Raw genomic sequence first — 23,129 nt, 5'->3', positions numbered from 1 at the left:
CGCGCAGATGTCAGTCGTCGTAGTGGACCCAGTAGCGGCTGGCGATGAAGTTGACCGCCGTGAAGCCCGCGATGACCAGGAACAGCACCCAGGCGAGCGCTGAGGCGTATCCCATCTGGAGGTCGGTGAAGCCCTTCTTGTACAGGTACAGGGAGTACAGCATGGTCGAGTTGAGCGGTCCGCCGGAGCCGTTGCTGATCACGAACGCGGGGGTGAACGTCTTGAACGCGTCGATGATCTGGAGGACCACATTGAAGAAGACGATCGGAGTGAGCAGCGGCAGGGTGATCTTGAAGAACCGGGTGACCGGACCGGCGCCGTCGATCGCCGCGGCCTCGTAGACGTCCTTCGGCAACTGCTTCAGCCCCGCCAGGAAGATCACCATCGGCGTGCCGAACTGCCAGACGGCCAGCAGGACCAGCGTGTACAGCGCGGTGTCCGGGCTGGAGATCCAGTCCTGCCCCTCGATCCCGAACCAGGCCAGGAAGTCGTTGAACAGCCCGTCGCCGCCGAAGACCTGCCGCCACACGATGGCGATGGCCACCGCCCCGCCGAGCAGGGACGGCAGATAGAAGGCGGCCCGGTACAGCCCGATGCCCTTCAGGTCCCGGTTGAGCAGCATCGCCACACCGAGCGCGAGCGCCAGCTTCAGCGGCACCGACACCAGGACATAGACCAGCGTGGCGTGCACCGAGTCCCAGAAGACCGGGTCGTCGGCGAACATCCGCTCGTAGTTGTCGGTCCCGACCCACTGCGCCTCAGTGAGCAGGTCGAAGTCGGTGAAGGACAGATAGAGCGAGTCGAGCATCGGATAGATCGTCAGGCCGAACAGCCCGACGAACCAGGGGGCCAGGAAGAGATACGGCCACCACCCCCCGCCCCGCCGTCTGGCAAGGCGCCGCCGCAAACGCTCACGCTCCCGCGGATCGGCCGGAACAGCGGCCCCCACCGCCTCCTTGACGACCACGTCTCTCTGCGCGGTGGTCATACTCATCTCCCTGACCCAACTCCCGGTGACTCAAAAGATGCAGCTGCCGCACTCCCTAAGGGGCGCGGGGGACTGCGCGACAAGCCACGACGAACGAGCACCCGCCGGCCGACCTGTCGCGGCAGCCCCAGTAGCGCCTATCCGCCCAAAATCCCCGAAGCCTGATCAAAGAACTCCCCGAGCTGAGCCTTGATCGACTTCTTGCCAAAGGCGACCGCCAGATTGGACTGGAACAACAGATCCCAGATCTGATCAGCCCCCTGCGGCGGCGGCACCGGCGCCGGCAGCGCATTGCTCGCCTTGGACACCCGCTGCGCGATGTAGTCCGCGTTCTCCATGTTCAGCTTGTCCGTCTCGGTCAGCCCCGAGGCGATCAGGCCGCGGGCCTTCTCCGTCGGCGGGATACCCCGCAGCAGCTGCATGTCCTTGATCGCGGTCTCGTCCTGCGCGAAGAAGTCCATGATCTTCACCGAGTCGGCGACCTTCTTGCTCGCCTTGGTCGCGCTGAGCAGCACACCACCGTTGACGAAGTTGCCCTCGCGGGCGCCCGAGAAGTCGCCCTGCGGGGTGGGCAGGAAGTCCAGCTGCGCGTCGGTGATGGAGCCGCCCGCGCCGTAGACACCGGAGTCGAAGGTGAACAGGGCCTTGCCGATGACGACCGCGTTCTTGGTGAGGTCGTTGTGCGCGGCGGAGGTGATCGCGGGCGGCGGGGAGGCGTTCGCCTTGCGCATGTCCGCCCAGTACTCCCACCACTCCTGCAGCGTCTCGGAGGTGAACCCGAGCTTCTTGCCGTCGTCGGAGAAGAACGTCTCGCCGTGCTCGCGGGCGAAGACCTCGAAGGCCTGGAGGGTCCCGCCACCGCCGTCGTCGACGCCGTAGGTCTTGCCGCCGCTCTTCTTGTAGACCTGGGTGGAGATCGCCTTGAGGTCGGCCCAGGTCCACTCGCGGTCGGGCAGCTCCAGGCCGAGCTCCTCCAGGGCGCTGCGGTTGACGGTGAGCTGGTTGACGCCGATGCCGGAGGGGACGCCGTAGAGCTTGCCGTCGACGGTGCCCGCGGCGAGCAGGGTCTTGGAGAAGCCGGTGAGGTCGAGCGCCTTGCCGACGTAGGAGTCGAGCGGGGCGAGCACGCCCTTGCGCGCGTACTGGGCGACCAGCGCGGTGTCCATCTGGAGCAGGTCGGGGGCGCTGCCGCCGGCGATGTTGGTGTTGAACTTGTCGAAGTACCCGTCGTAGCCGGAGTACGTCTCCCGGATCTTGATCTTCGGGTTCGACTTCTGGAAGGAGGCCAGCGCCTTCTTGTACGCCGCGTGCCGGTCGTCGCTGCCCCACCAGATCATGGTCAGGTCGCTGCTGGTGCTGCCGGCGCCGGTGCCGCCGCCGCAGGCGCTCAGGGCGCTGCCGAGGGTACCGGCGACGGCGAGGCCGCTCGCGGTGCGGAAGAGGGTTCTGCGCGAGATCTGGTGACCCACCGGGTCCTCCCTGGATGTGCGTGACGGATGCCCGCCGGCCGATGCGGCTCGGGATCCTTGTGGATGGCGCCTTCCGGATTGCCGCGACCTCGCCCGGTCGCGCGGCCCTGACGGGCGGGGGTGCACGGCCGTCGTCCCTGCCGTGTCCGGACGAGCACGCCCTCGTCCGGCTCGCCGTACGTCGTACGGCTCGATGCCCCGCCCTGAACCGGGTCCCGCCGGTTCAGAAAGCGCTTGTCCGGACATTGGCAGAAGCGGCCGGAGTCCGTCAATGCCTGCCCGGGTCCCCGCCGGTCACGGTTTGGATTCCGCGGGCCACCGCGAGCCGGGTGGCCCCGACGACGGTGCCGTTGTCGCCGAGGGCGCTGCTGACCACGTCGGTGGGCCAGCTCAGCTCGGCGAGCGCCGCGCGGACACCGGGCAGGAGCTGCGGGTGGGCGCCGACGGCGCCGCCGAGCACGATCAGGCCCGGATCCAGTACGGCGGAGACCGCGGCGGCGAGCCGGCCGATGTCGGCGGCGTGCCGGGCGACCACCGCGGCGGCGGTGGCGTGCCCCTCGTCGGCGAGCGCGAAGAGCCCCTCGGCGGTCCGCGGACAGGGCCCGTCGGCGTCCCGCCACGCCTCGGCCGTACGCCGCAGCAGGGACCCCACGCCGATGTGCTCCTCCAGAGCCTCGCGGCGCGGCTCGCGGCCCTCGTCCCAGGGGTAGGGCAGGCGCGCCACCTCACCGGCGGCGCCGTTCGCGCCGCGCAGCACACGGCCGCCGATGACGACGCCGAGACCGATGCCGACGCCGATGCGCAGATAGCCGAAGGTGTCCCGGCCGAGCGCCGCGCCCTCGTGCAGTTCGGCGAGGGCCGCGCAGTTGACGTTGTTCTCCAGGTGGACGGGGACGCCCGGCGGCAGCGCGACGGCCATGGCGTCGTAGACGGGTCCGGCCTTGGCGGTCGCGGGCCGCATGCCGGTGCCGTGCCGGTCGCGGGTGGTCACATCGCCCACGGCTACGACGACGGTGCGCAGCGGCGCGTCGGCGGGCAGCGCGGCGAGGACCGTGCGGACGGTGCCGGCGGCCTCGGCCCGGGGGCCGTCGCCCTCGGCGAGCAGGGTGCCGTCGAGGGCGCAGCCGCGCACCCGGGTCCGGTCGGGGCCGAGGTCGACGGCGAGGACGGAGCCGGCGGCGGCGCCCAGCCGGTAGACGGCGGCGGAGCGGCCGGTGGCGCCGGCGGCGGTGCCGGAGTGCGCCGCGAGGCCGACGGCCTCCAACTCGGCGACGGCGGAGGACACGGTCGGTTTCGACAGTCCCGCATCGGCCGCGAGCCGGGGACGGGTGGCGGCGCTCGCCCCGGCCAGCACGGCGAACACCGCACGCGCGCTCTCGCTCAGGTCCATGGTCTCCCCAGGTCGTGCTGTGGCCGTCCGGTCTTCGTACGTCCGGCCGCAAGGATCGTTCGGCGTCGGGTGATCGGGCAATCGGCACCGGGATTTCCGCGCCTCTTGACGCACCCTACTTCGTTAGTTAACTTCCTAACGAACTCCGGCGGCACTCGCCTGCCGCACTCCTCAGAAGCCTGTCCCGAGGCTTCCCGACTTCCTGTCCAGCCACGGTTCGCCCGCCGTCGCAGACGAACGCAGCGCACGCTTCGAGCGTTTCGAGTGTTTCGAACGGCTCGACTGCATCGACTGCATCGACGAAAGAGATTCCGTGCAGGACGTTTCTCTTCCGGCCCCGCTCGTGGTCGGTATCGACGTGGGCGGCACCAAGACGCATCTGCGTGCGGTCGCGGGCCCGGACCTGATCGCCGACCGGGTCCGGGCCAGTACCGGCTGGCGGCCGCACGATCCGGTGGCCGCGGCCGGCTGGCTCGCCGCGCTGGTCGCCGAGTCCCTGCCGCGGGGCAGCCGCCCGGCGGCCGTGGCGGTCGGCGGACACGCCTGTGAGACCCCACGCCAGTGCGCGCAGATCCGCACCGCGCTGCAACTGCACTTCGACGCCCCGGCACTGGTCGTGGGCGACGCGGAACTGCTGGTGCCCGCCGCCGGTCTGGACAAGGGTGTCGGCCTGGTCGCGGGCACCGGTTCGGTCGCCGTCGGACGGCTGCCCGACGGCAGCCCGCTCCAGGTCGGCGGCTGGGGCGCGGTCCTCGGCGACGAGGGCGGCTCGGCCGGTCTGGTCCGGGAGGCCGTACGGGCCGTCTGGGCGGCGCACGATCGCGGCGACACCCCCGACGCGCTGGCCGAGGGACTTGTCGCCGCCTTCGAGGTTGCCGAAGTGCCCGCGCTGGGCGCCGCGTTGGAGTCCGCCCAGGATGTCTCCGCGGACTGGGGCGGTCACGCGCCGGTGGTGTTCGCGGCGGCCGAGGCCGGTTCCGCGCTCGCCCGTGCCGTGGTCGCCGAGGGCGGCCGGTCGCTGGCGGGGCTGGTGGCCCGGCTCGCCTCACGCGGGGTCCCCGTCGACGACGTGGTGGTCGCGGGCGGCACGATCCTCGCCCAACCCGCCCTGTACGACGCCTTCGTGGCCGCGCTGACGGAAAGCGTTCCCCACGCATGCCCCGCGCCCCTGCGAGTTCCACCGGTACTGGGCGCGATAGCGCTTTCTAGTTCACTTCTCTGACACCGTCCGGTCGCCGACCGATCCGGCGCCCGACACAACTCGCCGTGAATCTTCGCTCAATCGAGTCGAGTCGATCACTTCGATCCCCTCCCCCGGCCGTACGGCCGAAGAGCTCAAGAGAGGCAGTTCGCATGCCGTCCACCGCCGGGAACCGGTCGCACGCGCCGGTCAGTGAAGTCGCCCTGAACCGAAGGGGTTTCCTCAGGACCTCCCTGGGCGCCTCGGCCGGGGTGCTGGCCGCCCCCACCTTCGTGACCTGGCTGGCCGCCGCGGACGCCAAGGCCGCCGCCGGTGCCGCCGCGTTCGTCGACGACTACCGGACCAACGTCGTCGCGAACCTCACCCCGGAGACCAACGCGGTGGTCCGGATCCTCGGCGGCTTCGCCGAGGTGTGGCGGACCGGCGACGCCTGGAACACCGGCACCCCGCTGCTGCCGGAGGTGCTGCGCGCCAACGTCCGCCACTGCGTGCGCGTCACGACCACGCGGACCGAGGAGCAGGCGAAGCAGGCGTTCGTCGTCGACCGCCAGCACCAGAGCTACGCGATGATCGCCGCGCTGGGCCCGCTCGCCGACCTGTACCGGACCGGCGCCAAGGCGGTCACCTCGATCACCGGCGCTCCCGACGGCACCCCGGCCACCACCGTCAGCGACGCCGTGCCCGCCGACGCCCCGGCCGGATCGGCCCTCGGCGCGGGCTCGCAGAGCTCGGAGCTGGGCAAGGTGGCCCAGTTGGTGGACACCGTGCGCGGCCCGTTCGCCTCCGGCAATCCGGCCAAGTTCGCCTACCAGTACCCGCGTCCGTGGCGGATGAACGAGAACAGCGAGATCGTCGACACCGGCCGCAAGGACGAGCTCGGCTACCCGGTGTACGACTCCGAGGTCGTGGTCGCCCCGCAGCTGCTGCGCCAGCGCAGCACCAACCCGGCCGAGGACGGCGGCTTCCCCAGCGGCCACACCAACGCCCTGCACCTGGCCGGTCTGGCGTTCGCGTACGCCGTCCCCGAGCGCTTCCAGGAGCTGGTCACGCACGCCTTCGCGCTGGCCGACACCCGGATCGTGGCCGGTATGCACTCCCCCGTCGATGTCATCGGCGGCCGGGTGATGGCGACGGCGCTCGCGGCGGCCGCCCTCGCCGACCCCTCGAACGCGGAGCTGAAGGCCGCGGCCCGCGCCCAGGCGCTGGCCTACTTCCAGGCACGGACCGGCGGGGAGGAGCTCCACGCCTACGCCCACTCGGCCGGCGCCGACACCGACCCGTACGCCGACCGGGAGTCCAACGCCCGCTCCGTACGCCCGCGTCTGACGTACATCCTTCCGCGGCGCGGCCGTGACCTCCCGCTGACCGTGCCGAAGGGCGCCGAGGTGCTGCTGGAGACGCGGCTGCCCTATCTGGACGCGGCGCAGCGGCGCGCGGTGCTTCGCAGCACCGCGCTGCCCTCCGGGTACGTCCTGCTCGACGGCTTCGAGCAGTGGGGACGGCTGGACCTGTTCGCCGCGGCGGACGGCTACGGCGCCTTCGACACCGACGTCACGGTCACGCTGGACGCGGCGGCGGGCGGCTTCCACGCGGCCGACAGCTGGCGCAACGACATCGTCGGCGACGGCTCCCTGACCAAGCGCGGCACCGGCACGCTCACACTCACGGGCGGCAACCGCTACGCCGGCACGGTGGTGGAGGGCGGCGCCCTGGTCGCCGCCTCGTCCCGAGCCCTGGGGCGCGGGGATGTCCGGGTGGCGGCCGGCGCAACGCTGCGCGTGGCCTCCACGACGCGCGTCGAGGGCGGCTACGTCCAGGACTCCGGCACGCTGGAGACGACGCTGCGCGCCGGGCGCGGGCCCGCCCTGTGGGTGAAGCGGCGCGCCCGTCTGGAGCGGGGCGGGGTGCTCGCGCTGCACCTGGACGCCGAGCGGCCGCCGGCCGTGGGCAGCACGGTGCCGGTGCTGCACGCGGCGGCGCTGCGCGGCCGGTTCGACCGGATCGAGCTGAACTCCGACCGGCTGCGGGCCGTACCCGTGTACACGGCGGAGGGTCTGTCGGTACGACTCCTGAAGCGGTGACGCCGCTGGTGGCGGGAGCTGGTGCACAGTAGGCGCATGAGGCGCAGCACCCCTCCCGCCATCGTGCGGCCGGTGACATCGCGGGGCGGATGATGGCAAGCGAAGTAGACACCCGCCCCGATGTCCCCGCGGACGTCCCCGCCGCGGCACGCGCGCGTGAACTCGCGCGCCGCCCCTGGTTCGTCCCCCTCCTCGCCGTCCTGCTGCTCGTCCAGATGGCCGTCGCGATGGTGACGACGGCCGTACGGCAGACGCCGACCATCGACGAGCCCGTGTACGTGGGCACGGCCGCCGTCTACCTCCATGAGCACAGCCTGCGCCTCAACCCCGAGCATCCCCCGCTGGGCAAGCTGGTCGTGGCGGCCGGGGTGGCGCTCGCCGATCCCCGTTACGACGCCTCGTTCGCGGGCGACCAGGGGCAGGTGGGGCGACATCTGCTGTACGAGTCGGGCAACGACCCCTGGCGGCTGATGCTGTTCGCCCGCCTGCCGGTGATCGTGCTGACCCTGCTGTTCGGTCTGGTCGTGTTCGCCTTCGCGCGCGAACTGGCCGGTCCGGCGGGCGGGTTGATCGCCCTGGCCCTGTACTGCCTGTGCCCCGACCTGATCGCGCACGGTTCGCTGGCCACGCTGGACGTGCCCGCGGCGGGCTTCCTGCTGACGTCGGTGTGGCTGCTGTGGCGGGCCCGCGCGCGCCCCCGGCTGTACCTCCCGCTCGCCGGGGCGGCGCTCGGGGCGGCCCTGGCGACGAAGATGTCCACCCTGCCCGCGGTGCCGGTCCTGATGGGCCTGGCTGCCTGGTCGGTGTGGCGGGCGACGCCGGCGCCGGGCCGCGGCATCGCGCTACGGCGGGCCGCGGCGGGCGCAGCCGTGCTGGCGCTGACCTCGGTGGCCGTCGTCTGGGTCACGTACCTGATGGTGGATCCGCGGCTGCGCTGGGCGCCGGAGCAGCCGGTGCCGGTGGTGCGCGGGCTGAAGGGCCTGGCCGTCGAGCTGTTGCCGTTCCCGGAGGCGTACCGGGACGGGATGCGCGTCCAGTTCGCCTTCGAGAACCACCCGTGGCAGGGCTTTCTGTTCGGGCGGCTCTACACCGGATCGCTCTGGTACTACCTCCCGGCCGCGCTGCTGGTGAAGACCCCGCTCGGCATGCTGGCGCTGTGGGCGGCGGGCGCCGTGACGGTGCTGGCGGTACGACGGCTGCGGCCCGCGGCGCCCTACCTCCTCGTCCCCACGGCCGTGCTGCTGGCCGCGGCCATGCAGGGCTCGCGGGATTTCGGGACGCGGTACGCGGTGTTCGTGCCGATGTTCCTGGCGGTGGCGGCGGGGTGTCTGCCGGCCGTGGAGAGAGGCCGCCGCTTCAAGGTGCCCTCGGTGGTCGCGCTGGTGGCGCTGGTGACGTTCGTGGCGGTCAGCTCGCTGCGGACGTATCCCTACTATCTGCCGTACTCCAACGAGGCGTTCGGCGGCCCCGCGAAGACGCATCTGCGGCTGCACGACGCGGCCGTGGACTGGGGCCAGGACCTCGGCCGGCTGGCGGACCGGCTGCGCGAGGAGCGGTACCGGGGCGAGCGGATCTGGCTCGTGTACAAGGGCAGCGGTGTGCCGTCGCACTACGGCATCGAGGCCGCCGATCCGCGGCAGGTGCCCGCGCGGGAGGTCCATGGGCTGCTGGTCGTGTCGGACACCTCGGTGGCCAAGGCGACCGGTCGGCTGGCCGAGTTGATCGACAGCAGCCGTCCGATCGATACGGTCGGCCACTCGATCACCATTTATCGCCGGTGATCGTTGTGATCCCTCCCCCAGGTCACGCGCGGCACCGGCCCCGGATGCGACGTCGGCCACCGCTGTGCTCACTTTCAAGCTCCTGGTCAGCACGGTGTGTGAGCTATGTTGAGGCACTGTGGAAGACAAAGGAGGCGCACCGGTGCCATCGCCGCAGCAGGCACGCGCACAGGCATCCGCGATCACCTCGGGCAAGACCGCTCCGGAGGCGGAGGCTTCCCCGACTTCCCAGCTCCGAGTGCTCTTCGACGGCCCTCATCTGTCCCCGGGGCAGCGCCGTATCGCCCAGTACCTGATCGAGAACATCACCGAGGCCGCCTTCCTGTCGATCACCGATCTCGCCGAGCGGGTCGGGGTCAGTCAGCCCTCGGTCACTCGCTTCGCCGCGGCGGTCGGCTTCACCGGTTACCCCGCGCTGCGGGAAAAGCTCCAGGCCATCGCGCTCGGCGCGCTCGCGGGCGGCCCGGGGGCCGAGGAGAACAGCAGCAACGAACTCCAGGCCGCCGTCGACGCCGAGATCGACAACCTGGAGAACCTGCGGCGCGACTTCGGCGACCCCGACCAGCTGATCGCCGTCGGCCGCGAGCTGTCCCGGTCGACCCCGCTGACCATCCTGGGCCTGCGCATCTCGGCGTCGCTGGCCGAGTACTTCGCCTACGCCGCCCGCCGTATCCACCCCGACGTCCGCCTGGTGACTCGGGGCGGCAGCGTCGCCTACGACGCGCTGCTCCAGTCCCGCGAGGCGGGCGGCACCTGGGTGCTGGCCTTCTCGATGCCGCGGCACGCCCAGGAGACGCTCACCGCGGTGCGGGTGGCGCGCAGCGCCGGGCTGCGGATCGCGCTCGTCACCGACCTGGCGCTCGGGCCGGTGGCCGACTCGGCCGACGTCGTCTTCGCCACCGGCACCGGATCCCGGCTGGTCTTCGACTCCTACGCCGCGCCGGGCGTGATGGCCGCGGCACTGCTCCAGGCCATGACGGACGCGGACCCGGAGCGTACGCAGGCCCGGCTGGAGGAGTACGAGCACATCTCCGACCAGCACCAGTTCTTCCTGCGGGACTGACCTCCCGCCACTTCCGCCAAACCATCTCACAGCGGCAGCTTCCACCCCTTTTCGAGCATGAATGTTTTCATACGTCTTGCAAAGCGGACGGCATATATAAATACTTCTCCACGCCGCACCAGCTCGCAGGAAGCCGACGTCCGCTCATGCGCACGACACCCCATCCGTTGTGCGCACCCAGTCGGCCCCGCGGGCTCCGCGACGGGCACCCGCAGCCGCCGTCTCCTACCCGCGTCGGCGCCCAGGGTGTTCGGCCGGGCGGCCCCGGTCATCCCCTAGGCCGGGGCCGCCCCGACCTCGTCGTGACCACCCCTCACGACGCCGCACACCCGGAAGCGAGCACCATGGCAACCCTGACGACCACGCGCACCACCTCGGACTGGCCCTGCCAGGTCAAGACGCCGGGCACCTACGACTGGGAGCGCTCGGCGGCCAAGTGGCTGCGCGAACTGGTCCCGGCGCGCTACGCCAGCTACCCCGCGCTGATCCGGCACCCCGTCCTGCTCGCCCGTCATGCGCAGATCCAGGTCCAGCAGGAGATCCGCGTCGCCCGCACCGCGCTCCAGACCGCCCGTGCCGACCTTCCCGCCCTCGGCATGCCCGAGTCGGTCATCGAGCACACGATCAAGCTCTACGCCGCGGAGGTCATGCAGCTCCAGCACATCGCCCGGAGCGTGCGGGCGGTGTCGCAGGCGCTGGTCGAGCGCCGCTGAGCGCGGGCACGGTGGCCGTGCGGCCGTCGTACGCGTGTCACGGAACCCGGCGCGTCGGAGCCCGCTGACATCGCCGCTCGTCAGTCGTCGTGCCGGTGGAGCCAGTACCAGACGACGCCCACGGTCAGGGCCAGCAGGAAGAGGGCGGGCAACAGCAGGCCCGGGACGCGGGAGCCGTTCATCGGGGAGGGCTTTCGGCTAGGAGCGGGCCGGGCGCCGGGTGCGCGGCCCCGCCACCCATGGTGACGCCCGGTGACACAGCGTTCGCGCCGCTTTCCCTACCCCTTGCCCCGCGTTCGAAGGGCCGCCCGGCCGGTCCGCGTCAGCCACCCACCCTGGTGTTGCGGGACTCCAGCGAGCGTCGCGTGTCGTTGCCGTAGACGCCGGTCTCGTCGCCGCTGATGCCGTACCAGAGCTGGAAGCGGGCCACGGCCTCCCTGAGCGTCGCGTCGTAGACACCGCTGGCGGAACCGGCGGTGTAGACGTCCGGGACCGCCAGCAGGCGCTGCTGGAGCTCGATGACCTCGGGGCCGCTGTCGCCTTCGCGCAGGGTGCCGGGGCCGTCGGGGTCGGGGGCGTTGGGGTCGGACGCGTCCCAGTCCGTCGGGGTCGGGGTCGGGGTCGGGGTCGGTGAGGACGTCGCGGGAGGTGCGGGCGCGGTGCCCGCCTCCGGGCGGCCTTCGTCCTTGTCCTGGGGCAGAGCCAGGGCGGCACCGAAGCCGAGCAGGGCCGCGGCGGTCACGGCGACCGCGACGGCGGCGCGGGGCTGGACGCGGCCGCTGCGGGGGCGGCCACCGGGTTCTGGGGCGGGGACGGGGGCGGCTGCGGGGACGGGCGGCAGTTCCTGGGTGTCGGCATCCGAGCCGTGGGGTGGCGTGGGCAGCGGGACGGGCTCGTAGGGCCCGGAGTCCTCGGCCGGCTCGCGGAACAGGTCGGCGAGGGCGTCGGTGCGACGGGGGCGCAGGACTCGGGCCGGTTCGAGGGGTGGGTCGGTGTTCTCCACGTTCGGTTTCCTTCCGTCCCGTGCACAGGGGGCGAAATCACTCCGATGAGTGATACGGGGCCGCCACCCCGGGAGTTCAGCCACCTCCCCACCACCAAACGATCGATACGATCAATTCAGCCAGAGTTATTGAGCGTTTGATCGATGGCGTGCTAGAAACCGCCGTCATGACGACTCGTTGGTCACGTCGCGGCTTTCTGACCGCGAGCACCGCAAGCGCTCTCTCCGTCACCCTGCCCACCCCGGTCGCCGCCGCCCAGGAGTCCGCCGCTGAGGAGGCGGACGAGTTCGCGGCCCTCCGCGCGAAGTGGCGCACCCTGATCCTCGGCGAGGGGTTCAGCCCCACCGCCGAACCCTTCAAGAGCCGGCTCGCCGAACTCGGCAGCACCGCGGGCCAGTTGCGCTCCACCATGGCACCGGCCGCCGGATCCCTCTGGCCGGACCTGGTGTACGCCGACCCCGAACCCGACACCGACCAGGAGTCGTACGGCTACTCCGGCAACCTCAACTCCAGCTACAACCGGCTCAGCACGCTCGCCCAGGCGTACAGCCGGCCCGGCACCGGACTGACCGGCGACAGCACGCTCAGAACGGCCATTCTGACCGGCCTCGATCACCTCGGCACCGAGGTGTACAACAAGGACCAGACCCGCTACGGCAACTGGTACAGCTGGCAGATCGGCGCCCCGCAGGCGCTGCTCGACGTCTGCGTCCTGATGTACGACTCGCTCACCGCGGCCCGGATCGCCGACTATTGCGCGGCGGTGGACCACTTCGTGCCCGATTCAGCGGTCGCCGCCTACACCGGGACCAGCACTGGCGCCAACCGGGTCGACCTGTGCCGGGTGCTGGCGCTGCGCGGCATCGTTGGGGGCAGCGCCGCGAAGGTGGCGCTCGCCCGGGACGCCCTCTCCCCTGTCTTCCCCTATGTCAGCAGTGGGGACGGGCTGTACACCGACGGATCGTTCATCCAGCACACCACCGTGCCCTACACCGGCTCCTACGGCTCTGTGCTGCTCGGCGGGCTCGGGCTGCTGTTCGCACTGCTCAACGAGTCGACCTGGGCGGTCACCGACGCCAAGCGGCAGATCGTGTTCGACGCGGTGGAGCACGCGTGGGCGCCGTTCCTCTACAACGGCCTGGTCATGGACGGGGTCTCCGGCCGGGCGATCAGCCGGGGACTGTCCGCGTCCGACAGCAAGCAGATCCAGCAGGACGATCACCTGCGCGGTCATCCGATCCTCGCCTCGATCGTTCTGCTCGGACAGGGCGCGAGCACGACCGAGTCGGCCCGTTGGCGCGGCCTGGTCAAGGGCTGGCTGCAACGCGACTACTACAGCCCGCCGATGAGCAACCCCTCGATCGGTCTGTCGCACCTGGCCCGGCTGAAGTCGGTCCTGGACGACACGACGATCGCACCGATCGCCGAGCCGACCGGGCACCGCCTGTTCACCGGCATGGCCCGCGCCACCCACCGCAGACCCGGCTGGGCCGCCTCGCTGAGCATGGCCGACCGCAGGATCACGTACTACGAGACCGGCAACGGCGAGAACCTGCGCGGCTGGCACACCGGTTCCGGACTGCTCTACTGGTGGGGCGACACCTTCGGCAACGGCCAGTACAGCGACGCCTTCTGGCCCACCGTCGACCCCTGCCGGCTGCCCGGCACCACCGCCTCGCGCAAGGTCCTCGCGGACGCCGCCGGCGGTGACTGGGGCGCCTCGCTGCCCGACGTGAACTGGGTGGGCGGCACCACCGACGGACAGCGGGCGGCGATCGGCCAGTATCTGAAGGGACTTCAGTCCACGCTGCTGGCGAAGAAGTCGTGGTTCTTCCTCGACGACACGGTGGTCTGCCTCGGCGCGGGCATCCGCTGCACCGACGGCACCCCGGTGGAGACGACCGTCGACAACCGCAACCTCGGCCCCACCGGCAACAGCCCCTTCACGGTGGACGGCACCACCACGCCGCTCGCCTACCCCTGGTCGCAGACGCTCACCGGCACCCGGTGGGCGCACATCGGCGGCCACGGCGGCTATGTCTTCCCCGGCGGGGCGAACGTCAAGGCGCTGCGCGAGGCGCGCGACGGCCGCTGGAGCGACATCAACAAGGGCGGCTCCACCACCGTGCTGAACCGCAAGTACCTGACCATGTACGTCGACCACGGCACCGACCCGACCGCCGGCACCTACGCCTACCTGCTGATGCCGGGCGCTACGGCGGCGCAGACCCAGGCGCGGGCCGCCGCCACCGGCTGGGTGAACGTCCTCGCCAACACCGACGACCAGCAGGGCGTGGCCGTTGCCTCGCTCGGCTTCACCGGGGTCAACTTCTGGTTCGGCGGCACCGTGGGCGATCTCGTCGCGAGCGACCCGTGCTGCGTGCTGATCCAGGAGCGGAGTGACGGCACCGCGGTGATCTGCGTCAGCGATCCGATGCGCACGCGGACGAGCCTGACCCTCACCTGGAACCGTGCCGTCGCCTCGGTGACGTCCAGACCGGCCACCGTGACCTCGGCGACGACCGGTGCCTCCCTGACGCTCGCCTTCGGCGACCTCAGCGCGACGGCGGGCGCCACCCAGCGCGTCACGGTCAGGCTCGGCTGAACATCCCGTGCAGGGACGCCTTCATCGCTGCCACGAAGGCGTCCCTTCGCGACGCGTCAAGGGCGTCCAGGGACAGATACGGGTTGAGGTCCTCCAGCTCCACCAGCAGCAGCTCCCCGCCGGGGGCGCGGCAGGCGTCGACGCGCTGGATGCCGTGGCCGATGCCGTTCCAGTCGACGAAGCGCCGGGCGAACTCCAGGTCGGCGCCGGTGGGTTCGTAGGTCTTGAGCTCCCAGCGGCGGTCCGGGCGCGGGGCGTTCAAGGCGTACTGGAAGTGGTGGTCGACGAAGTAGAAGGAGACCTCGTAGGCGAAATCGACGCACGGCTGGACCAGGACGCTGCCGTCGGCCAGCTCGCGGGCCCGCTCCCCGGTGACGATCTCCAGCCCTATCGAGTCGGCACCGAGTTTGGGCTTGACGACGTAGCGCTCGGCCTGCGGCAGCCGCGCCAGGTCCTCGGGCCGGTCGACGGTCGGGATGACCGGGAAGCCCTCGGCGGTCAGGTCGAGCAGGTACTGCTTGCCCGCCATGTCGGCGCGCCCGGTCAGCTCGTTGTAGACGAGGGCCCCGTTCTCGGCCGCCCGCGCGCGGAAGGCGTCGTAGTCCTGCTGGTAGGCGAGGACCGGCCCGCTGTTGCGTACGACGACGGCGTCGAAGCCGTCCATGAGCGCGACCGTGTCCCGCGGGTGGCACAGGGCGAGGTCGAAGTCCTCGCGCAGGGCGGCGGTGAGCTGGATGTCCTCGTCGCAGTAGCGGCGCCCGCGGGCCGGATAGGCCAGGTCGGTGACGTACAGCAGGCTGCGGCGGGCGGTCGGCATACGGGCTCCTCGGGACGGACGGGAGCCGATCGTATGCATGCCGCCCCACACCGAACAAATGTCGGGTTTACGGCGTCACAGTCCCGCCGCCCACAGCTCCCGCCTGCCGATTCCCGCGAGGCCGCGGCGGACCGTGCGCCGGGGGCCCGGCTCGATGGGCGGGTGGGAGGGGACGGCGAGGACGCGGCATCCCGCGGCCTCGGCGGCGCTGACGCCGGTCGGCGAGTCCTCGACGGCCAGGCAGGCGGCGGGGTCGACACCGAGCGCCCGGGCGACGGCGAGGTAGGGGTCGGCGGCCGGTTTGGTGCGCGGGGTCTCGCCCTCGGCGACCGTGGCGCGGAACCGGTCGCCGCCAAGGGTTTTCAGGACGGCGTCCACGACCGGGCGGGAGGACGCCGAGACGAGGGCGGCCGGGATGGCGAGGTCCTGGAGCAGGTCGAGGAGGTCGAGCGCGCCGGGCAGCGGGGCGGTCTCGCGCTGGACGGCGGCGAGGAAGCGGGCTTCGAGCTCTGCCGCCACGGTGTCCGGGTCCGCGGGGTGCAACAGGGCCGCGGTGTCGGCGGCCGAGCGGCCGAGGGCTTGCAGGAGGGCGTCCGGCTCGATGCCCGGCGCGGCCTCGCGGACCGTGCGCAGCCACAGGGTCTCGGTGTCGACGAGTGTGCCGTCCATGTCGAGCAGCACGGCGTGCGGGGCGGCCGCGAACGGCGTTCCGTCGAGCGTCCAGTGCCGGTCGGGATGGCGGCCGAGCGCGGCGAACACCTGGGCGGCGACGTCCACGTGCCGCAGCGTGCGGGCCGGTGCGCCGATCCCGGGTCCGGCGGCGACGAGCCACGCCGTGCGCTCCTCGGCCGTACGGCCGCCGTGGCCGCCCGCGTCGACATGGCCGTGGTCGGTGACGACCAGCACGGTCCACTGCTCACCGGCGTACGACGGCCGGGAGCGGACGGCCTCCAGCAGGCGGCCGAGGCGGGCGTCGGCCCGGCGGATCGCGGCCTCGTAAGGGCCGCCGCAGCCGAGGAAGTGGGCGGTCTCGTCGGGTGCGCCGAGGTAGACGAAGGAGGCGGCGGTGTCGTCGTCGGGGTCGGCGAGGAGTCGTACGGCCGCGTCGGTGATCTGTTCGTCGCAGTGCTCCCAGGCTTCCGGGGTGTCCGCGGTGGGTGAGATGTACACGGACCGGGAGGGGGCGGCGAACAGGGGGCCGCCCGCGCGGGCCTGCAGCAGGGGCTGCCAGCCCGCGGCGACGAAGGTGCGCAGGCCGCCCTGGACGGCGAGGCGGGTCGCGAAGTCGGGGAAGACGTCCAGGCGGTGGCCGGTGAAGTCGTTGCTCCACACCCCGTGCCGGGCGACCGTGACACCGGTGACGACGGTCGCCCAGCACGGGCCGGACATGGTGGGCGTGCGCGCGTCGACCTCCACGGGGGCGCGGAAGCCCTCGGCGGCCAGGGCGTCCAGGTGCGGGGTGGCCAGCCGGTTCAGGGTGTCGAGGCGTACGCCGTCGATGCCGACGACGAGGACGCGGTGGGCCGGGGCGGGCATGAAGGTCCTTTCCTGCGGCGGGTGTTCACGACGAAGGCAGTCGGCTCAGGCCGAGCGGATCAGTTCGTCGGGGGCGACCTGGTGGGCGAGGGGCAGGCCCTGGGCGTAGCGGGCGACCTCGTCGACGGCCCAGTCGGTCATCCGGCCGAGTTCGTTGCCGAGGGAGCCGGCGATGTGCGGGGTGAGCAGCACGTTGGGCAGCGTGTACAGCGGTGAGTCGGCCGGGGGGACGTCCGGTTCGGTGACGTCGAGGACGGCGTGCAGGCGGCCGGTGACCAGGTGCGCGATGAGCGCTTCGGTGTCGACGAGGTCGCCGCGGGCGGTGTTGACGAGGGTGGCGCCGTCCTTCATCAGGGCGAGGCGGCGGGTGTCGAACATGTGGTGGGTCTCCGGGAGTTGGGGCGCGTGGATCGACACCACATCGCTGTGACGGACCAGTTCGTCGAGACCGACCGGCCGCACACCGAGGGCGCGGGCCCGGTGCGCGTCGACATGGGGGTCGTGGAGCAGGACGTCGAGGTCGAAGGGGCGCAGCAGTTCGATGACGCGGCGGCCGATACGGGAGGCGCCGACGATGCCGACGGTGCGGTGGTAGTTGCCGTGCCCGGTGTAGTACGGCAGCAGGTCGGGGCGGCTGCGCGCGCCGGTGTAGGCGCGGGCGACGTCGAGGACGCGTTTGCCGGCGAAGAGGATGGCGGCGAGGGTGAACTCGGCGACGGGCACGGCGTTGGCGGCGGCCGCGGAGGAGACCGTGATGCCGCGGCGCCAGACGGCGTCGGTGACATGGTGCTTGACGGAGCCCGCGGCATGCACGACCGCACGCAGCCGGGGCATCAGGGTGAGCGCTTCCTCGGTGAGGAGGGGGGCGCCCCAGTGGGTGAACAGGACTTCGGCGGCGGCGAGTTCGCGGGGGTCGGCGGTGGTCAGGTCGGTGACCGCGGTGGTGGTGTCGACCCGGGCGACGGTGTGCAGTCGGGTCAGGGCGGTCACGGTCTCGGGCTCGGCGAGGAGCTGCCGGTGGATCTGGGCGCCCATGGCGAGGAGGGTGTGCGGGCGGGGGTGGGTGTTCAAGGGGGCAGTGTTCTGGGGGGCGGTGTTCAGGGGGGTGCCTTCCGATGCGTTGAAGGGGGTGCCGTCCGGTGCGGGCATCGTCACTTCACCGCGCCCGCGGTCAGCCCGGAGCGCCAGAAGCGCTGAAGGCAGACGAAGGCGACGATCAGCGGGACGACAGCGACGAGGGAGCCGGTGATGACGAGCGAGTAGAACTCGGGCTGCTGCTGGGTGACGCTGTTCCACATGAACAGGCCGAGGTTGACCGGGTAGAGCTGTTCGTCGTTGAGCATGACCAGGGCGCCGAAGAAGTTGTTCCAGCTGGCGGTGAACGAGAACAGGAAGATGGTCATGAAGCCCGGTGCCAGCATGGGCAGCCCGATCCGGGCGAAGGTGCGCAGCTCACCGGCGCCGTCGACGCGGGCGGCCTCCAGGACCTCGCCGGGAACGTAGCCTTCGGAGAAGACGCGGGCGAGGTAGACGCCGAACGGGTTGACCAGGGCGGGCAGCAGCAGGGCCCAGTAGGTGTTGACGACTCCGGCCTTGGTGGCGAGCAGGTACATCGGCAGCTGGATGACTGTGGTGGGGACCAGGACGCCGCCCAGGACGAGCGCGAACAGCTTCTCCTTGCCGCGGAAGTCGTACTTGTCGAAAGCGTAGCCGGTGGCGACACAGAGGAGGGTGGAGACGGCGGACCCGACGACGGAGTAGAGGATGCTGTTGCCGAACCAGCGCAGATAGATGCCGTCGTTGAAGGTGAAGACGCGTTCGAGGTTGGCGAACAGGTTGAAGTCGCCGAAGGCGAAGCCGGAGGTGGCGAACAGGTCGCGGTGGTTCTTGGTGGCGGCGAAGAGCAGCCAGCTGACCGGCATCAGGGTGTAGAACGCGGCGACGATCAGCAGTCCGTTGACAATGCCCTTGGAGAGCAGGGCACTTGGGGCGGCGCGACGGCGGGTGGTCGCCTTGCCCTCGGGGGCGGCCGAGCGCCTCCGGGCTGTGGGTGGGGTGTCCTGGGTGAGGGTGCTCATTGCGCGGCCTTCCACCGGTTGCCGAGCCGGGTGACGAGGTAGGAGAGGGCGATACCGAGCGCGGCGAGCATCAGGGACGCGGCGGCGGCCAGGCCGTAGTCGTGCTGCACGAAACCGGCCTTCCAGATGTAGAGGGTCGGGGACCACTCGGTGTCGATCGAGGGGGCGCCGCGCTGGTTGAGGAGCTTCGGTTCGGTGAAGATCTGGATCGCGCCGACGCAGGTGAACAGAACGGTCATGACGACCGCGGAAGCGATCATCGGGACCATGATCTGGAGGGCCGTGCGCAGGGCGCCGGCGCCGTCCACGACGGCCGCTTCGATCACTTCGCGCGGTACGGCCTGCAGGGCCGCGTAGAAGATGACCATGTTGTAGCCGGTCCACTGCCAGGCGGTCAGGTTGACCAGGGAGCTGAGCACATGATCGCTGCGGTAGAAGTCCCAGGAGCCGCCGAGCGCACCGATCCAGTCGAGCACCGGGCTCAGACCGGGTGTGTACAGGTAGATCCAGATGATCGAGGCGATCAGTCCGGGGATCGCGTGCGGCAGGAACAGGGCGAGCTGGAAGAACCGCTTGGCGCGGGCCAGGGCGGAGTCCACCAGCAGGGCCAGGGCGAGGGAGCCGCCGATCATCACCGGGATGTACAGGGCGCAGTACAGCGCGATGTGCCCGAAGGAGGCCCGGAAGCCGGCGTCGGAAAGGGCCTCGGTGTAGTTGCCGAGGCCCGCGAACACCCGCTCGGTGCCCCCGAAGCCGAGTCCGGAGGAGCGCTCCTGGAACAGGCTCATCCACACCGCGTAGGCGATAGGCGCCGCCATCACCACGGCGAACAGGACGAAGAACGGGACGATGAACAGGGCGGCGGTACGGCGCTGCCCGCGCCGCAGCGGCGAGGCGCCGGACGCCGGCGGCGCGGGCGCACGGACGGCCGCGGGCCGCGCGACCGGGGCGGAGGGTGCTGCCACAGCATCTCCTTGGCGGGGTCGGGCGACGCGTTGCCCCTGCCGGGGAGGGCGGGGGCGGGGCGCCGCGAGGGGTGGGCGAGGGGAGGCCGCGCCGCGTGACTACTTCGCGAGCTTCAGGCCGCGTTCCGTGATGCCGGACTCCGCCTTCCGCTGGCCCGCCTCGACTCCGGAGGTGAAGTCGGACTTGGCGGTCTGGTCCTGGACCGCGGTGTAGACGTCCATCTGGTTCGGGCCCCAGGTCCAGCCGGGGACGATGGTCTCGGCCTGCTCGGAGGCGAGGGCGTAGAGGTCCTGGCCGTTCAGATAGGCGGTGTCGAACTTCGCGGCGGCCACCTCCCGCATCCCGGGGTTGGCCGGGAGGGCGCTGCTGGGCGACTCCAGGTCGGCAAGGCGAGACTCGACTCCGGCCTTGTTCGTGGTGAGCCAGGTGATGAACTCGGCGGCGGCCTCGGCCTGGTCGCTGCCCTTGAGGACGCCGTAGGAGGTGCCGCCGTAGTTGCCGCTGGCGGCGGTGCCCCAGTGGGGCATGGGCGCGACGGCCCACTTGCCGGCGAGGTCGGGCATGGCGGTCTTCATGGCGCCCGCGGACCAGGTGGCGCCGAGGAAGGACAGGGTCCTGCCGGAGGTGCGGGCCTTGGTCTCCTCGGGGCTGTAGCCGGTGTAGGACTGCACGAGGTCGTCCTCGATCAGTCCGTCCCAGTAGGAGGTGACCTTGTTGGTCGCGGCGTCGTCGACGGCGGGCTTCCAGGCGTCGCGCTCGACGGAGAACCACTTCGCCCCGGCCTGCCAGGACAGGGCGGCCAGCAGCGCGGGGTCGTTCTTCGGCATGGAGGCGAGCCGGGCGTTCTTGTCCTGCTTCCTGACCTTCTCCGCGGCCGCCTTGAACTCGTCCCAGGTGGTGGGGACCTCGATGCCGAACTTCTTGAACAGGTCGGTGCGGTAGTAGTAGAGCTGCGGCGCCGCGTCGTAGGGGACGGTCCAGGTCTTGCCGCCGAAGGTCACCAGGTCCTGTACGGCCTGCGGGAACTTCGTCTTGACCGTTTCGCCTGCGTACTCGGTCAGATCGATCAAATTACCCTGGCTGGCGAACTCGGGGACCATCTGGTACTCGATCGTCGCCACATCCGGCGCGTTGCCCGCCTGCACGGCGTTGGCGAGCTTGCTGTACCCCTCGGTGCCGCTCGGTATCTCGGTGAGCTCGACCTTGATGTCCTGGTGCGTCCTGTTGAACGCCTCGACGGTCGACTTGGCCCCGAGCGTCCAGGTCCAGTAGGTGAGGGTGACCGGCTTGCCGTCGCCGGCGGTGTCGGTCGAGTCGCCATCGCCGCCGCACGCGGTGGCGAGCAGGCCGAGCGCGGCGACGGCGGCGAGGGTGGCGGTGCTGCGGAACGAACGTGAAGTGCGCGTCATGGCACGTCTCCTACGGGACCTCGTACGGGAAGAGGCGGTCGCAGGACATCTTTTGCGCCAGAACGATCGACGTCAAGAGCGTTCGACCAAGACAATCAAAACGATCGCACAATGAACGTAACGCTCACTCCGCGATCGCTTCACCGCCGCAGGAGGTGCGGATCCTCAACACGGGCAGCAGGTCGACGTGTTGACCGGGCCCCGGCTGCCGCCCGTCGCGGCGCTCCGCCAGCCGCCGGAGCAGCAGTTTGGCGGCCAGTTCGCCGACCGCGCGCTTGGGCGGGGCGACGGCGGTGAGGGGCACGTCGGACAGGCCCGCGACCTCGTCGTCGTAGGCGATCAGCGCCAGGTCGTCCGGCACCCGCACCCCGGCGGCCTGGAGCCGCGGCACCAGCACGATCGCGTCCTCGTCGCTGTGCACCAGCGCTGCGGTGACCCCGCGCTTGTGCACGGCGTCGACGAGGTGGTCGACGCTCGCCTCGTAGTCGCCGTGCTCGCGCACCGCCGGGGCGTCGATGTCGACGTCCAGTCCGAGGGCCCGCACTGCGGCCCGGAATCCGGCGGAGATCTGGTCGGCGTGCGGGCCCTCCTGGAGCACCGCGGTGATCTTGCGGTGGCCGAGAGCGGCGAAGTGCCCGACGGCGACGGCGGCGCCGTGGGCGCGGTCGGTGCGGACCCGGTCCAGGACGGCGGCGGGGTTGCCGGGGGGCGCCGAGCGTTCCACCAGGACCGCCGGGACGTCATGCGCCAGCAGCCATTTCTCCTGCCCGTCCTCGGGCACTCCCCCGAACCAGCTCGGCGCGACGAGCAGCCCCTGCGCGCCACCCGCGATCAGATGCTCGGCCTGCACGGAGTCCTCGGCGTCGACATACCCGGACACCCCGAGCACGAGCCGTCCGCCCTGCGCCGCGACGGCCTCCCGGGCGCCGCGGACGATGTCGGCGAAGATGTAGTTCGTGGTCGGCACGATCATTCCGATCACCACGCCCTCGGCGCCCGCCGGCCGCTCGCGCGGTTCGGTGGCGGCGCCCTCCGGCCAGACCACCGCGCCGTGCAGCCGCTGCACCCGCCCCTGGGCTGCCAGCGCCTCCACGTCCCGTCGCAAGGTGACCGCGGAGACCCCGAGTTCGGTGGCGAGTTCGGCGACCCGGATGCTGCGCCGCTCGCGGACGAGTTCGAGCACTCGCTCATGGCGCTGGTCGACATGGAGTCGCATGGGTTCCCCCTGGTCGGTGACGTGTTTCCGGGCACGGGCAGAGGCATGATCCCGGAGCGCTCACTCTACGCCCACCATCGTATCGATCGTTTGCGATCAATACGATCACATCGCTGCGGCCCGACCCCCACTCCCGCGCACCCACCCCAGCAGCACCACCGAGACCACCGCGGCGAACGCGCACCACGTCGACACGAACTCCGTCCGCCACAGTGCCGCGCAGATCAGTGCCCCCACGGCCACCAGCACCCCGAGCGTCACCAGTCCCCGCTCACCGGAGAGCAGGAGGGAGCCGACGGTGGCGAGCAGGTATCCAGCGATCACCAGTTCGGCATGCGGCAGGTCGACGACGTATCCGACGGTGTGGCCGCGGATCTCGGCGCGCACCGGCCGGGTGGCGAGGATGTAGGAGAGCGTCGCCGCGGTGGCGATGCCGAGGGCGAGCGGGACGAGCAGCCGTGGCCGGGCCCGCCGTGGAGCCGCCGCGAAGGCGCCGACCGGCACCCACAACGGCAGCAGCGGGAGCGCGATGACGGCCCAGGCGAGGACCGCGGGGCCGGTTCCGCCGTCCTGCGCCCAGACCGCGGCCTCGATCAGTTGGTGCGCGCCCAGCAGCAGGGGCAGCGCCGCCAGCGGCAGATCACGGGCGCCGCGGGCCTGTACCACGCAGGCCACGCCGATGGCGGCGATGCCGGCGCCCGCCACGAGGTCGGCCTCCGCGCTCCAGCACATCGCTCCCCCGGTGATCGAACGGCAGGAACTCCATCTTCTCCTGTCCACGCCAAATGCACTCAGTTCCCCGTCCACGCTGC

The 23,129-nt window shown here is 71.5% G+C and carries 18 protein-coding genes; 6 read left to right on the top strand and 12 right to left on the bottom strand.

The window, feature by feature from the left end:
- Positions 1-10 precede the first annotated feature (10 nt).
- The 3 genes from STRCI_RS37395 to STRCI_RS37385 form a co-directional block, all read right to left on the bottom strand.
- Positions 11-988 carry a carbohydrate ABC transporter permease gene (locus STRCI_RS37395; protein WP_269663435.1) on the bottom strand — a complete coding sequence of 326 codons (978 nt, stop codon included), beginning with the start codon at positions 986-988 and terminating at the stop codon, positions 11-13.
- A gap of 137 nt (positions 989-1,125) precedes the next feature.
- Positions 1,126-2,457, bottom strand: coding sequence for an ABC transporter substrate-binding protein (locus STRCI_RS37390; protein ID WP_269663434.1), 1,332 nt, complete (start codon positions 2,455-2,457; stop codon positions 1,126-1,128).
- A gap of 268 nt (positions 2,458-2,725) precedes the next feature.
- Positions 2,726-3,847: an ROK family transcriptional regulator gene (locus STRCI_RS37385; protein ID WP_269663433.1), complete on the bottom strand. Its 1,122-nt coding sequence runs from the start codon at positions 3,845-3,847 to the stop codon at positions 2,726-2,728.
- Between the two features lie 313 nt (positions 3,848-4,160).
- Here STRCI_RS37385 and STRCI_RS37380 point away from each other — a divergent pair, with 313 nt between their 5' ends.
- The 5 genes from STRCI_RS37380 (at position 4,161) to STRCI_RS37360 (ending at position 10,686) form a co-directional block, all read left to right on the top strand.
- Positions 4,161-5,069 (top strand): N-acetylglucosamine kinase, encoded by a 909-nt coding sequence (locus STRCI_RS37380; RefSeq protein ID WP_269663432.1) that lies wholly within the window; start codon positions 4,161-4,163, stop codon positions 5,067-5,069.
- 131 nt (positions 5,070-5,200) lie between these two features.
- Positions 5,201-7,129 carry a phosphatase PAP2 family protein gene (locus tag STRCI_RS37375; protein WP_269663431.1) on the top strand — a complete coding sequence of 643 codons (1,929 nt, stop codon included), beginning with the start codon at positions 5,201-5,203 and terminating at the stop codon, positions 7,127-7,129.
- Between the two features lie 92 nt (positions 7,130-7,221).
- Positions 7,222-8,910 carry a phospholipid carrier-dependent glycosyltransferase gene (locus STRCI_RS37370; protein WP_269663430.1) on the top strand — a complete coding sequence of 563 codons (1,689 nt, stop codon included), beginning with the start codon at positions 7,222-7,224 and terminating at the stop codon, positions 8,908-8,910.
- 142 nt (positions 8,911-9,052) lie between these two features.
- Positions 9,053-9,973: a MurR/RpiR family transcriptional regulator gene (locus STRCI_RS37365; RefSeq protein WP_269663429.1), complete on the top strand. Its 921-nt coding sequence runs from the start codon at positions 9,053-9,055 to the stop codon at positions 9,971-9,973.
- A gap of 344 nt (positions 9,974-10,317) precedes the next feature.
- Entirely contained in the window at positions 10,318-10,686 is a 369-nt protein-coding gene (locus tag STRCI_RS37360) for a hypothetical protein (protein WP_269663428.1), read from the top strand.
- 322 nt (positions 10,687-11,008) lie between these two features.
- Here STRCI_RS37360 and STRCI_RS37355 read toward each other — a convergent pair whose 3' ends face one another.
- A complete protein-coding gene (locus tag STRCI_RS37355) occupies positions 11,009-11,689 on the bottom strand; it encodes a peptidoglycan-binding domain-containing protein (RefSeq protein WP_269663427.1) in 681 nt (226 codons plus the stop codon).
- A 167-nt stretch (positions 11,690-11,856) separates the two neighbouring features.
- Between STRCI_RS37355 and STRCI_RS37350 the strand changes: the two genes are divergently transcribed.
- Entirely contained in the window at positions 11,857-14,295 is a 2,439-nt protein-coding gene (locus STRCI_RS37350) for a polysaccharide lyase 8 family protein (protein ID WP_269663426.1), read from the top strand.
- Here the strand turns inward: STRCI_RS37350 and STRCI_RS37345 are convergent.
- The 8 genes from STRCI_RS37345 to STRCI_RS37310 all read right to left on the bottom strand — a co-directional run bounded on the left by STRCI_RS37345 (position 14,282) and on the right by STRCI_RS37310 (position 23,049).
- Positions 14,282-15,112, bottom strand: a complete 831-nt coding sequence (locus tag STRCI_RS37345) for an ATP-grasp domain-containing protein (RefSeq protein WP_269663425.1) — start codon at positions 15,110-15,112, stop codon at positions 14,282-14,284. The two genes, STRCI_RS37350 and STRCI_RS37345, sit on opposite strands and share 14 nt — an antisense overlap.
- A gap of 75 nt (positions 15,113-15,187) precedes the next feature.
- Positions 15,188-16,648 (bottom strand): HAD-IA family hydrolase, encoded by a 1,461-nt coding sequence (locus STRCI_RS37340; RefSeq protein WP_269663424.1) that lies wholly within the window; start codon positions 16,646-16,648, stop codon positions 15,188-15,190.
- Between the two features lie 45 nt (positions 16,649-16,693).
- Positions 16,694-17,683 (bottom strand): hydroxyacid dehydrogenase, encoded by a 990-nt coding sequence (locus STRCI_RS37335; RefSeq protein ID WP_269664744.1) that lies wholly within the window; start codon positions 17,681-17,683, stop codon positions 16,694-16,696.
- A gap of 116 nt (positions 17,684-17,799) precedes the next feature.
- The gene (locus STRCI_RS37330; RefSeq protein WP_269663423.1) at positions 17,800-18,726 is read right to left on the bottom strand and encodes a carbohydrate ABC transporter permease; all 927 of its coding nucleotides are present in this window, start codon (positions 18,724-18,726) and stop codon (positions 17,800-17,802) included.
- Positions 18,723-19,691, bottom strand: coding sequence for a carbohydrate ABC transporter permease (locus STRCI_RS37325; protein WP_269663422.1), 969 nt, complete (start codon positions 19,689-19,691; stop codon positions 18,723-18,725). Before STRCI_RS37325 ends, STRCI_RS37330 begins: the two co-directional genes overlap by 4 nt.
- Positions 19,692-19,790: 99 nt before the next feature.
- Positions 19,791-21,101: an ABC transporter substrate-binding protein gene (locus tag STRCI_RS37320; RefSeq protein WP_269663421.1), complete on the bottom strand. Its 1,311-nt coding sequence runs from the start codon at positions 21,099-21,101 to the stop codon at positions 19,791-19,793.
- Positions 21,102-21,225: 124 nt separating this feature from the next.
- Positions 21,226-22,317 carry a substrate-binding domain-containing protein gene (locus STRCI_RS37315; protein WP_269663420.1) on the bottom strand — a complete coding sequence of 364 codons (1,092 nt, stop codon included), beginning with the start codon at positions 22,315-22,317 and terminating at the stop codon, positions 21,226-21,228.
- Positions 22,318-22,422: 105 nt separating this feature from the next.
- On the bottom strand, positions 22,423-23,049 hold the full coding sequence (locus STRCI_RS37310) for a DUF6629 family protein (protein ID WP_269663419.1): 627 nt from the start codon (positions 23,047-23,049) through the stop codon (positions 22,423-22,425).
- Between the last annotated feature and the right edge of the window lie 80 nt (positions 23,050-23,129).

Source organism: Streptomyces cinnabarinus (assembly GCF_027270315.1).
GTDB classification, from domain to species: domain Bacteria; phylum Actinomycetota; class Actinomycetes; order Streptomycetales; family Streptomycetaceae; genus Streptomyces; species Streptomyces cinnabarinus.
Note: the sequence above shows the minus strand (reverse complement) of the source record. Positions and strands in the feature narration are given on the sequence as shown.